9 protein-coding genes are annotated in these 12712 nt (G+C 62.9%); 8 read left to right on the top strand and 1 reads right to left on the bottom strand.

Annotated elements, in window-relative coordinates; genetic code table 11:
* The first annotated feature begins 26 nt into the window (after positions 1-26).
* Positions 27-2465: a GcvT family protein gene (locus tag MB818_RS18995; protein WP_234177435.1), complete on the top strand. Its 2439-nt coding sequence runs from the start codon at positions 27-29 to the stop codon at positions 2463-2465.
* An 80-nt stretch (positions 2466-2545) separates the two neighbouring features.
* Here the strand turns inward: MB818_RS18995 and MB818_RS18990 are convergent, their stop codons facing one another.
* Positions 2546-3481 (bottom strand): LysR substrate-binding domain-containing protein, encoded by a 936-nt coding sequence (locus MB818_RS18990; RefSeq protein ID WP_234139042.1) that lies wholly within the window; start codon positions 3479-3481, stop codon positions 2546-2548.
* 218 nt (positions 3482-3699) lie between these two features.
* On the opposite strand from MB818_RS18990, the gene MB818_RS18985 reads away from it, so the two are divergent.
* The 7 genes from MB818_RS18985 to MB818_RS18955 all read left to right on the top strand — a co-directional run bounded on the left by MB818_RS18985 (position 3700) and on the right by MB818_RS18955 (position 12073).
* Entirely contained in the window at positions 3700-4692 is a 993-nt protein-coding gene (locus MB818_RS18985; protein ID WP_234139043.1) for a TAXI family TRAP transporter solute-binding subunit, read from the top strand.
* Between the two features lie 112 nt (positions 4693-4804).
* Positions 4805-6883, top strand: a complete 2079-nt coding sequence (locus MB818_RS18980) for a TRAP transporter permease (RefSeq protein WP_234139044.1) — start codon at positions 4805-4807, stop codon at positions 6881-6883.
* A complete protein-coding gene (locus MB818_RS18975; protein ID WP_234139045.1) occupies positions 6883-8133 on the top strand; it encodes an NAD(P)/FAD-dependent oxidoreductase in 1251 nt (416 codons plus the stop codon). Before MB818_RS18980 ends, MB818_RS18975 begins: the two co-directional genes overlap by 1 nt.
* The gene (locus MB818_RS18970; protein WP_238906050.1) at positions 8130-9239 is read left to right on the top strand and encodes an NAD(P)/FAD-dependent oxidoreductase; all 1110 of its coding nucleotides are present in this window, start codon (positions 8130-8132) and stop codon (positions 9237-9239) included. Before MB818_RS18975 ends, MB818_RS18970 begins: the two co-directional genes overlap by 4 nt.
* Positions 9223-9546 (top strand): (2Fe-2S)-binding protein, encoded by a 324-nt coding sequence (locus MB818_RS18965; RefSeq protein WP_234139047.1) that lies wholly within the window; start codon positions 9223-9225, stop codon positions 9544-9546. The genes MB818_RS18970 and MB818_RS18965 overlap by 17 nt, the downstream gene beginning before the upstream one ends.
* Positions 9543-10928: an FAD/NAD(P)-dependent oxidoreductase gene (locus tag MB818_RS18960; protein ID WP_238906049.1), complete on the top strand. Its 1386-nt coding sequence runs from the start codon at positions 9543-9545 to the stop codon at positions 10926-10928. Before MB818_RS18965 ends, MB818_RS18960 begins: the two co-directional genes overlap by 4 nt.
* Before the next feature lie 5 nt (positions 10929-10933).
* Complete coding sequence (locus tag MB818_RS18955) at positions 10934-12073, top strand: NAD(P)/FAD-dependent oxidoreductase (RefSeq protein WP_234139049.1); 1140 nt, start codon at positions 10934-10936, stop codon at positions 12071-12073.
* Positions 12074-12712 lie beyond the last annotated feature (639 nt).

Here is a 12712-nt window from a genome sequence, read left to right as displayed (position 1 = left end):
CCGAATTTCAAGACAGGATCAAGCAAATGACCACTCCGCTTCCCGACAGGGCCCGCGTCGTCATTATCGGCGGCGGCATCATGGGCTGCTCGGTGGCCTATCATCTGGCCAAGGGCGGCTGGAGCGATGTCGTGCTGCTGGAACGCAAGACGCTGACCAGCGGCACCACCTGGCACGCGGCGGGGCTGGTCGGGCAATTGCAGGGCAGCCATGCCACCACCGCCTTTGCCAGCTATGGCGTTGAATTGTTGCAAGAGATCGAGGCGGAGACCGGCCAGAACCCCGGTTTCCGCCAATCGGGTTCGATATCCATCGCGCTGAATGACGAGCGCATGGCCGAGCTGAAGCGCAAGGCCGATTTCGCACGCCTTTTCGGGGTCGAGGCGCATTACATGGAGACGGCAGAGATTGCCGAGCGCTGGCCGCTGATGAATGCCGAGGGCGTTCTGGGCGGCATCCACATGCCCTCGGACGGGTCGGCCAACCCGGTCGACCTGACCCAGGCGCTGGCGCGAGGCGCGCGAAAATACGGCGCCACGATCCGCGAGAACGTGAAGGTCGAAGAGGTGTTGACCGCCAATGGTCGCGTGACCGGCGTGCGCACGGATCACGGCACCATCACCGCCGATTTCGTGGTCAACTGCGGCGGTATGTGGGCGCGTGATCTGGGCCGCCAGAACGGTGTCGGCGTGCCGCTCCATGCCTGCGAGCATTATTATCTGGTCACCGAGCCGATCCCGGACCTGCCCGCCGACCTGCCGGTGCTACGCTCTTACTGCGACGGCACCTATTGGAAAGAGGACGCAGGCAAGCTGCTGTTCGGTTTCGCCCATTTCCAGGCTAAACCCTGGGCGACCGGCGGCATCCCCGAGAGTTTCGAATTCGACAGCCTGCCCTTTGTCGAGGATGACGTGATGGAGGTGCTGGACCTGGCCATGAACCGCGTGCCCATCCTGCAAGAGACGGGCATTCGCACCTTCTTTAACGGACCTGAAAGCTATTCCCATGATGGCCGCTTTACCCTGGGCGAGGCGCCCGATCTCAAGGGGTACTTCGTGCTGGCCGGGGTCAATTCCACCGGTATCCAATCTGGATCAGGCGCGGGCAAGGCGCTCGCCGATTGGATCATGGCAGGCCACCCGACGATGGACCTGTCCGAGATGGACCCCGCCCGGATAGAGGAGTGGCAAGCCCGCGATCCCTATCTGCGCGAACGCTGTCCTGAAACGCTGGTGCTGACTTACGCGATGCACTGGCCGGGGCGGCAACGGGAAAGCGCACGAGGTTTGCGGCGTACACCATTCTACCACGCGATGAAGGCCCGTGGTGCGGCCTATGCCGAAGCGCAGGGCTGGGAACGCCCGGGTTGGTTCGCGCCCGATGGGGCCGCACCCACCTACGATCATTCCTTCCACCGTTCAAGCTGGTTCGAACATATGCTGGCCGAACAGCGCACCGTGCGCGAGGCGGCAGGGCTGATCGACTATTCCATGTTGGGAAAACTGATGGTCGAGGGACGCGACGCGGAACGCTTTCTGCAACGCGCTTGCACCAATGACATGGCGCTGCCCTTGGGCAAGGTGGCTTACACGTTGATGCTGAATGACCGGGGCGGGATTGAAAGCGACGTGACCGTCGCGCGGCACGGGCCAGAGAGTTTCATGGTCATGAGCGCGATATCGCACACACGGCGGGATCGCGCCTATCTGCAAGGGCTTGTCGCGCCCGATGAGGATGTGCGTTTCACTGATGCAACGACGGCCTATGCGGTGCTATCTCTCTGCGGTCCGAAGTCGCGGAATATCCTTACTGCCGTCTGTGACTTGGACCTTAGCAACAGTGCCTTTCCTTTCAATACCCTGCAGCACTTTCATATCGGCCACGCCCCCGTTTTTGCCCAGCGGTTGTCCTATACCGGGGAACTCGGATGGGAGATTTTCATCACTCCCGATTTTGCCGAGCATGTCTTCGATTGCCTGATGGACGCCGGTGCGGCGCACGGCCTGCAGTTAGTTGGTGGCGAAGCGTTGAACGCCCTGCGCATCGGAGCGGGTTTCGTGCATTGGGGCCACGATTTGGCCTATACGGACGCGCCGCACCAGGTGGGCCTTGGATTTGTGTGCAAGACGGACAAGCCGGTGCCTTTTATCGGACGGGATGCCTTTCTCGAACGGAAGGCTGCTGGAAAGGGTGCGTTCCTGTGTTCGCTCCGGTTGGATGATCCGGACGCGCTATTGCACCACAACGAACCCGTTCTCAGAGACGATGAGATCGTCGGTTTTGTCACCAGCGGCGCTTATAGCGCCGAGGCGCGTTCGGCTATCGGGCTCTGTGTGATCTCTCCACCCAACGGTGGCACGCGCAGCACTCTATTGGCCGGGACTTACGCTGTTCTGGTTGAAGGACGAAAAATCCGGGCAGAGATCGGACTGAAACCCATCAACAGATGGACCACCATAGACTAGTGCGCTGGCTGATCCTCTCGCCGAGAGGCGCCAACTTGGCGTGACCTAGGAGGCAGCGCAATTGTCCTTGATGAGATTGGTTATAGTCTGTCTGACAGATCCTGGCGGGGGTCTAGACCAGCAACGCGCCGCACTTCGTCGACCAGGATATCGGAGAAAGCACGGGCCAGGCGTGAGACCGGGGTGTGTGCCGGTGTCAGCACCGCGATGCGATAAACGATCGACGGGCGGAACGGAATGAACACGATGCGCGGCTGGTTGAGTTCGGATTGCTTGTAGTAGTAGACACTCATCGGGCTGACGATCGCCCAGGCAAGCCCATCCTCGACAAATGCGAATTGCGAGGCCGCGTTTTGCATCTCGAAACGAATGGTGAGGTCCAGGCGTTCGCGGACAAAGGCGTTCTCGACCTGGCGGCGAATGAAATGGCCGTCGATAAAGGTTGTCATCGGCAACCCCACCAGATCATGTGGCGTCAGGATCTGTTGGCGTGCCAGATCGCTGTCCGCAGCCACGGCGCAAAGACAGTCCATGCTGGTCTCGACCTCGGTTACCAGTGGTGAATGTGTCGTCGCTTCGGCGATTCCGACATCGAATTGCTGCGATGCCAGCCGTTCATAGACACGTTCCGAGGACTGGCTGACAAGCGAGACCGAGACATTTCCCCGGTCTTTGACGAAACTCGAAATCAGTCTGGGTAGCATGATAGTACTGAACACTGGCAGGCAGGCGATGTTCAGATGACCCTCCTGCAAACGCCCCACGGCCCGCATGTTGTGCGAAAGCTTGCCCAGATCGTCGAGGATCGTAGCGGATTGGTCCAGTAGGTAATGGGCCTCGGGAACCGGGTGCAACCGTCCCTTCCGTCGCTCGAACAACGGGTATCCGACCGAGCTTTCCAGCCCTGCGATCAGCGCGCTGACTGCTGGCTGTGTCCGACCCATGTTGCGCGCTGCTTCGGTCACCGAACCGGTCAGCATGACCTCGCGGAACGCTTCAAGCTGCCTAAGCTTCATTTGTTGCCCTTTGACTGGTTTAGAAGGCTCTCTATCCCATAAGAAAAATCGATCATATCAAAAAAATTTACAATTTGTGCTAATCGGCTGAACCGGTCACTCTTTGCGGCAGGGCCCTGTAGAAGGCGCCGGATTGTTGGCTTGCTCCTGACACCCAAGTCCTGTTCCTGCCGACGACGACCAAAACCGTGTAAATAACCACCAACGGAGAGTGACACATGAAATTGCGACACAAACTGATTGCGGCGACCGCAGGTCTGTTGCTGGCGGCTGGCGCCGCGACTGCGCAGGACATGAAATTCTGGCGTATCGGTACCGGCGGGGCCGGCGGCACCTATTTCCCGATCGGGGGCCTGATCGCCAACGCAATCTCGAACCCGCCGGGCGCGCGGGCTTGTGAAGATGGCGGCACCTGTGGCGTGCCCGGTCTGGTGGCAATCGCAGTGTCGACCAATGCGTCGGTGGCCAATGTCAACGCCATTCACGCAGGCCAGCTCGATGCCGGTCTGGCAGGCGCGCAAAGCGTGGTGCAGGGCTATAAGGGCGAAGGCAAGTTCGACGGCGTGCCCAAGGACAAGATCCGCGTCATTGCCAACCTCTATCCCGAGGATATGCACCTTGTTCTGGCCAAGGGTACCAGCATCGACGACCTCAAGGGGCTCGAAGGCATGCGCGTCGGCGTGGCGGCGGCCGGGTCCGGCACCCAGGTATCGGTGCGGATGATCCTCAAGCATTACGGGATCACCGTCGAGGAGCACGAACTGAGCCTTGGGCAAAGCGCACAGCGCCTGGCCGATGGTCAGCTGGATGCGTTCTTCTATGCCGGCGGCACGCCCTTTGCGGCGTTGATCCAGTTGGGGTCGACCAAGGGTTTCGAGCTGTACTCCTTCTCGGATGACGAGCGGGACGCGATCAACGGCATCATCCCCTATTATGTGCACAGCAACATCGCGGGCGGCGTCTATGAGAACATCACCGCCGATACCGCCACGGTTGCCGTGAATGCCCAGCTGATCACCTCGGTCGATCAGGACGAGGACCTGGTTTACGAGATCACCAAGGCGCTCTGGAGCGACAAGACCCGCGGCCTGCTGGACAAGGGCCATGCCAAGGGCAAGGCGATCCAGCTTGAATCCGCGCTGACCGGTGTTCTGATCCCGCTGCATCCCGGTGCCGAACGGTTCTACAAAGAGATCGGGATGATCAAGTAACCGACGCGCCCTGTCGAAACGGGCGCATGGTTGCGCCCGTTTCCCTCACCGACCCCGAGGCGCCGCGCGCCTGCGGACGGGTAATCAACGCTTCACATCCGGAAAGACTGACATGGCGACCTTTGACGTTAACGAGGCCGAACAGCTTGAAAAGAAGTATGACAGCGCGCTTCAGACCCGAACGGTCGGTCCCTGGATCGTCAGGTTCGTCTTTCTGTTCTCGCTGGTGTTCGCGGCCTATCACTATGTCACCGCCGGGATCGGAGTGCCGGTCGATTACTGGCACATGGGTTTTCACATGGCCGGCGTCATCACCCTGATCTTTATCAGCTTTCCTATGTTCAAGCGCGACCGGAACCAACCCATGCGCCCGAATGCGTGGTACCGGTTCGGGAACGTGCCCTTGATCGACTGGATCTTCATCATCGTCGGGATCACCACGTCGCTCTATATCGGGGTGACCTGGTACGGGGTCGACTTCACCGTTTTCGGCATCCATTTTCAGATGGTCGAGCAGGTGATGCGACAGGGGGACCCCTGGCTGATCGACGTCGTCTTTGGCACCGCGCTGATCGTGGTTCTGCTCGAAGCGGTCCGGCGCACCTTGGGCATGGTCGTTCCGATCATCATCCTGCTGTTCACCGGCTACGCGGTTTTCGGCCAGTACATCCCGATCCAGACCATCATGCATCCGGGCATCAACTGGTCGCAGTATATCAACAACATGTATTTCCCGTCCGAAGGCATCTATGGCGTGACGCTGTGGATCGTCTCGACGGTTGTGTTCCATTTCGTCCTCTTTGGCGTGCTGGCGCAGCGGATGGGGCTGGGACAACTGTTCGTCGACATGGCCACCGTGGTTGCCGGCCGCTACACCGGCGGGCTGGCCAAGGTCAGCGTCGTTTCCTCGGCCTTCTTCGGCACCATTTCGGGATCGTCCATCGCCAACACGGTTTCGACCGGTTCACTGACCATCCCGAACATGAAACGCATGGGCTATCCTGGTCACCTGGCGGGCGGGGTCGAGGCGGCCTCGAGCGCGGGCGGTCAGATCACGCCGCCGATCATGGGGGCTGCGGCCTTTATCATGGCCGAGTTTCTCGAGGTGCCCTATACCACCATCGTGCTGGCGGCCGCGATCCCGGCAGCGATGCATTATATCGGCGTGCTCTGCATCGTGCATTTCCAGGCCAAGCGCATGGGGCTGAAAGGCGTGCCCGAGGCCGAGATCCCGCAGCTCTGGCGCGTGATCAAGCGCGGCTGGCCCGCCTCGATCCCTCTGTTCGTCCTGATCTATGTGCTGTTCAGCGGCTACTCGCCCCATATGGCGGCGTTCTGGGGGATCACCTCGGCCCTGGTGGTGGGTTTTCTCAACCCGATGCACAGGATGACCATCCGCGACGTTATGGACGGCGCGGTGCTGGGGACCAAATACGCGCTGGCCGTGGGTGCCGTCGTGGCCGCCATCGGCATCGTTGTCGGCGTGGTCAATTCCACCGGGCTGGGTTTCCGGCTCGGTTTCATGGTGGCCAATGGCGCCCTGTCTCTGGCCGAAACCGTGCACGGGCTGATCAGCTGGATCCCGATGCTCGAGATCTCGATCCCCAGCCTGACATTGTTCATCTCTTTGGTGCTGATCGCGATCACCTGCATCCTGATGGGCGCGGGCCTGCCGACCACGGCGCTTTACATCATGCTGGCGACGGTCGCGCAGCCGGCGCTGGCCAACCTCGGTGTTCCGCCGCTCGCCTCGCATCTCTTTGTCCTCTATTACGGCGTGATTTCGGAAATCACACCGCCGGTCTGTGCCTCGGCCTATGCCGCGGCGGGTATCGCGGGGGCCGATCCGTTCAGAACCGGTCTGTCGGCCTTCTCGCTTGGCATTGCCAAGCTGATGGTGCCGATGGTGTTCGTCTACTCGCCCGCGATGCTGATCGTGCTCGAAGAGTACTTCACCTGGGCCGAGTTCCTGCAAACCGTCCTGACCTGTGGTCTGGGCGTGGTGATGATGGCAACCGCCGTCAGCGGCTTCTTCATCGCACCGATGCCGAAACCCCTGCGCTGGGTGATCGCCCTTGCTGCCCTGTTCATGGTCACGCCCGGGTCAAAGAGCGACCTGTTCGCGATGATGGTGGCGTTGCCGGTATTGCTCCAGCAAGTCTATGCCAGCAAACGGGTACAGGTTGCGTAATGCCGGGCGCCGCGCGAGGCTCTGTTCACGTTCTGGGGGCGGGCATCGTCGGTATCTGCACCGCGCTGTCCCTGCTGGAAAAGGGGTTCGATGTCGAGCTGATCGACCGAAACGACCCCGCCAGCGGGGCCAGCCATGGCAATGCCGGGGTGATTTCACCATGGAGTTGCGTCCCGCAATCGATGCCGGGCCTCTGGAAACAGGTGCCGGGATGGCTGATCGACCGCGAGGGGCCGCTGTCGGTCAGACTGTCCCACGCGCCGCGCATGTTGCCCTGGCTGCTGCGGTTCCTGCGCGCGGGGGGTGCTGATCGATTGCCCGCGATTGCCGATGCGATGAACGCGCTCAATCGTCCCAATGTCGAACTCTATCGCCAGCACCTGAAAGGGACAGGGCAGGAGGGGCTCTTGCGGGACGCGGCCTATGTGCATGTCTTTCGCAACCCCGCAAACGCGGATCTCGATGCGCTTGGCTGGCGGATGCGGCTTGACCGGGGCGTGCCGCTGGAGCGGATCGATGGCAATACGCTGCGCGAGATCGAACCAGAGATCGCGCCCGACTACAGGGCGGCGATCGTGATCCGCGATCAGGCCCGCGCCACCGATCCCGGCGCCCTGGGCCGGGCGCTGATGGACAAGGCCCTGCGCATGGGCGCCCGGTTTCGCCGGGCCGAGATTCGCGGTCTGCGACGCGACGGGAGCGAATGGCGGATCGACACAACCGGGGACACGATCACAAGCACTTGCACCGTTGTCGCCATGGGAGCATGGTCAGCACGGCTCTTGGCGCCGCTCGGACTGACACTGCCGCTTGAGGCGGAGCGGGGCTATCACCTGATGTTTGCCAACCCGGGGATCGCGGTGAACAATTCGGTCATGGATGTCGAAGGCAAGTTTGTCGCCAGTTCCATGCGCGACGGGTTGCGTTGTGCCGGAACCGCCGAGTTCGCAGGACTGGACGCGCCACCCGATTATCGCCGCGCCGAGGTATTCCGGCGTATGGCCAAACGGCTGTTCCCAAGGCTCGATACCGAAACCGTCACCCCCTGGATGGGGGTGCGGCCCTCCTTTCCCGACAGCCTGCCCGTGATCGGGGCGGTGCCGGGCGCGGCTGGCCTGTTCGTGGCCTTCGGGCATTGCCATTACGGGTTGGGCATGGCGCCCAATACCGGGCGCATCCTTGCCGGGCTGATCGCGGGCGAGCCACTGAACCTCGATCTTGCGCCCTACGATATCGGCAGGTTCGCATGACCAGCGCCGACGCCATCGTGATCGGCGGCGGGCTGGTCGGGGCCGCGATTGCCTTTGGCCTGCAACGCCGCGGGGTCAGGGCCCTGATGCTGGACGAGGGCGATATCGCCTTTCGCGCGGCGCGTGGCAACTTCGGGCTGGTCTGGGTGCAGTCCAAGGGGGTCGAGATGCCCCCCTATGCCCAGTGGACCTGGCAATCGGCGCAGGGCTGGGAACAGCTGGCGAGCGAATTGACCGATCTGACCGGTCTGCGCCTCGATTATCGGCGGCCCGGCGGGATCGAGATCTTTCTCTCCGATGACGAGATGACCGAAAAGGCCGAGCGGATGGAGTTGTTGTGCCGCCACGCCCCGCATGTGGATTATCGCATACTAGAACGCCGCGCGCTGGGAAACATGGTGCCCGGTCTCGGCCCCGATGTGGTGGGGGGCTGCTATTCCTCGACCGACGGACATGTCAATCCGCTGGCCCTGTTGCGGGCCCTGCACGCGGGTTTCCAGTTGCTGGGCGGAACCATCAGAAGTGGCGAGAAGGTGCTGGAAATCCAGCAGCGGTCGCACGGGTTTCAGGTCAGAACCGCCAGCCAGAGCTTCGATTGCGAACAGGTTGTCGTCGCCTGCGGCCTCGGCACACCAGCCTTGGCCCAACAGGTCGGGTTGCAGGTTCCGGTCCGCCCGCAGCGTGGTCAGAACCTGATTACCGAGCGTATGCGCCCGTTCCTCGACCTGCCCCTGTCCGGCATCCGGCAGACCGCCGAAGGCAGCGTGCAACTGGGCGAGAGCAAGGAAGAGGTGGGGTTCGACGATGGCACAACCGCCGCCTGCCAGGCCCGGATCGCGTCACGTGCGGTGCAGACATTCCCGCATCTGCGCCACGCCCGGATCGTCCGCGCCTGGGGTGCCTTGCGGGTGATGTCGCCGGATGGCGCACCGATCTATGCCCGCTCGGAAACCTGTCCTGGCGCCTATGCCGCCACCTGTCACAGCGGCGTCACCCTTGCCGCCGCCCATATCCAGAGCCTTGCCGCCGCGATTGCCAAGGGCGGGCTTCCGAGCGAAACCAGCGGCCTTGGCCCGGAAAGGTTTGAGCATGTCCCGAGTGTTTGAGGTCACGGGCGCGCCCGTCCGCATCCATTTCGAAGGCACCGTGATCGAGGCACAGCCCGGAGACACCGTTGCGGCGGCGCTGCTTGGCGCCGGGATCCGGCAGTTCCGCACCACCGCCCTGTCCGATACACCGCGCGGGCCGCTCTGCATGATGGGGGTATGTTTCGACTGCCTGGTCGAGATCGACGGCAAGGGCAATCAGCAGGCCTGCATGCACGAGGTGCGCGACGGAATGCGGGTGTCCCGTCAGAAAGGGGCCTTTGACGTGACCTCGGCATTGTCCTTTGACCCGGAGGAGGACACATGAACGAGCAGCACGATATCGTCGTCATCGGCGCCGGCCCCGCGGGCATGGCCGCCGCGACACTGGCCAGCCGACATGGCGCCTCGGTTCTCGTGCTGGACGAGCAACCCCGGCCCGGCGGTCAGATCTATCGCGCCGTCGAGCGGCGCCGCGAGGACGGCGCCGCGATCCTGGGGGCAGAGTATCTCGATGGCGCAGGCCTGGTCGACCGGTTTCGGGCCAGCACCGCCCGCTATGTTCCCGGCGCGACCGTCTGGCAGGTCGACGCAAGCGGCGAGATCGGCGTGACTGTTGAGGATCGCGCACAACTGCTTCGGGCGGATCAGATCATCCTTGCCAGCGGCGCGCAGGAGCGCCCCTTTCCCGTGCCGGGCTGGACCCTGCCGGGGGTGATGAACGCGGGCGCCGCGCAGATCCTGCTCAAGACATCAGGCATCGCCATGCCGGCGCCGGTCTTCGTCGGCACCGGGCCGCTTCTCTACCTCGTCGCGCATCAATACCTGCGCGCCGGGGTCAAGGTGGCGGGCCTGCTCGACACCACGCCGCGAGGGAACTACACCCGCGCGCTGCCTCATCTGCCCGGAACGATGCGCCACGCGACCAGCCTGTGGAAAGGCTGGCGCTGGCAACGGGAGATCCGTGCCTCGGGGATCCCGGTAATGAGCGGGGTCGAGGATATCCGGATCGTTGGGGCAGGGGCCGCAGAGGCGGTGGAATATTGCAAGTCGGGCCGCTGGAGTCGCGTGCCCGCCGAGACGGTACTGCTGCATCAGGGTGTGGTTCCCAATGTCAATCTGGCGATGGCTGCCGGATGTCGGCACGACTGGCATCCAGAACAGGCCTGCTGGCATGCGCGCGTTGATGATTGGGGCACGTCCAGCCATCCAAACATTGCCGTCGCCGGTGACGGCGCCGGGATCGCGGGCGCTGTGGCCGCCGAAGCAGGTGGGCAGATCGCGGCGCTTGGCGCCTTGCACCGGCTGGGCAGGATCACGACCGAACAGCGCGACAACCTGGCCGCGCCCATGCGCCGGGCGTTGGATCATCAGGTCGGATTGAGGCGGTTTCTCGATACACTCTATCGCCCGGCGGACCGCTTTCGCATCCCGCCCGGTGACGACACCATCGTTTGCCGCTGCGAAGAGGTGTCCGCCGCCCAGATCCGCGAGGCGGTCGCGCTGGGTTGCAGGGGCCCCAACCAGCTCAAGAGCTTTACCCGCGCTGGCATGGGTCCGTGTCAGGGGCGGTTCTGCGGCCTGACGGTGACAGAGGTAATCGCTGCCGAACGGGGATGCGCCATAACCGATGTCGGCGCCGCGCGCCTGCGCGCGCCGGTCAAGCCTCTGGAGCTTGGGCAGTTGGCGGCGCTCGACGAGGCGGAGTGACGAAGATGGTCCGGGCGACCGTAAAGGCCGATGCCGTGGTCGTCGGCGCAGGGTTGCATGGATTGTCGGTGGCGCTGCATCTGGCCCGCGCGGGACTGCGGGTCGTGGTGGTGGAAAAGGACCGCGCCGGGCGGCATGCCTCGGGCGCGAATGCCGGTGGGGTACGCCGCCTCGGGCGTGCGGTGCCGGAACTGCCTCTGGCTCAGGCGGCGTTGCACCGGTGGCACAGGATATCCGACCTTGTCGATGACGATTGCGGCTTTGCCCCGGCCGCACAGATCAAGGTGGCCGAAACCGAAACCGAACTTGCCGCGCTGCAAATGCGTCGGGACAGGCTCCTTTCCTGTGGCTTCTCGCATGAAGAGATCATCGGCCAGACGGCCTTGCGCGCGGTTCTGCCCGCCGCCGCCGCGCATTGCGTCGGCGCAACCATTGTCCATGGTGACGGCCACGCCGACCCGTTCCGCACGGTCCGCGCTTTCAGCAGAAAGGCGCGGTCTCTCGGGGTGGCGCTTGTCGAAGAGACCAGGGTCGCAGGGGTCGACCGGACCAACGGACGCTGGACCATAGAGACCACCGGCCCCGCATATGCCACCCCGGTGCTGGTCAACGCCGCGGGCGCCTGGGGCGGAGACCTGGCTGCAATGATGGGCGACCGGGCACCGGTCACCGCCTCGGCCCTGATGCTGATGATCACCGAACGTCTGCGCCCGTTCCTGTCCCCCGTAGTGGGTGCGCAGGGACGAGCGCTGAGTTTCAAGCAGTTCGGCAATGGCACCGTTCTGATCGGTGGGGCCTATCAGGGAAGTGCTGACCCCGAAACCGGCACCACAACGCTGGACATGCGCCAACTGGCCCGCAACGCCGCCGCGGCGACAGCGATCTTTCCCAACATGGCGCGCGCGCGTGTGTTGCGAGGCTGGGCCGGGATCGAAGGCATGACCCCCGACCGGTTGCCGGTGATCGGTCCGGCGAGCCGTGACGGAGGATATCACCTGTTCGGCTTCTCGGCCCATGGCTTCGCGCTGGCGCCGATCACTGGCCAGATCATCGCCGATCTGATCCTGAACGGAGTGTCGGATCTGCCAATCTCCGAATTCAACGTTCTGCGTTTCAGAACTTTCGGTTCTACGGTGCTGCGTTGAACGAAGTCGGCGCTGCCGATCTACTTGAACCGAGCGGCTCGATGAACAATCGGGCGGGCAACTCGCTGCTGGGGTTCCAACGATGGAAGCGCGCGATGCAGCATTTTCGGATCATGCGAAGCTTGCAGCAATTCGCATCCGTACACACTGCTTCATTCATCAACTACAGCCCGCAGCCAACCCCTAATCTCGAGCCAAGTTCAAGCTGAACCGCGCCGCTGCTCTCGCCAAGCGGTGCCAACCCTGCGTGACCTAAAAGGCAGCGCAACACCCCTTGGCGACGCTGATTGGGATCTGTCTGACTGCGCTTTGCGCAGGATGGAGTGACGCAGATAAAGGTCGCGTCCTTTCCGATCAAATAGTTAACATTCTGGAAGCGGAATGTGTTTATGGCCCAAGAGCGCCCGATGCTCTGAACTTAGACGCTGCAACAGGCAAGTCATAAAGATAACTTTGGAAATGGAGCTAAGCTATGGCAACACCGATCAATCCCGGCGAAGTTCAGGATTTTGACCAGCAGAGGTGGTTCGGTTTGTTTGAACAGGTTTCGGGCGTTCTGTAAGTGTTTTTCCGCCTGGGTTACGCCGCTGCCGCATCAGGTATTGGCTTGTTGAAGTAGGCCTGATCGGGGGTTCTCCC

The sequence above is a fragment of the Ruegeria alba genome (genome assembly GCF_022321465.1).
GTDB lineage: Bacteria > Pseudomonadota > Alphaproteobacteria > Rhodobacterales > Rhodobacteraceae > Ruegeria_B > Ruegeria_B alba.
Note: the sequence above shows the minus strand (reverse complement) of the source record. Positions and strands in the feature narration are given on the sequence as shown.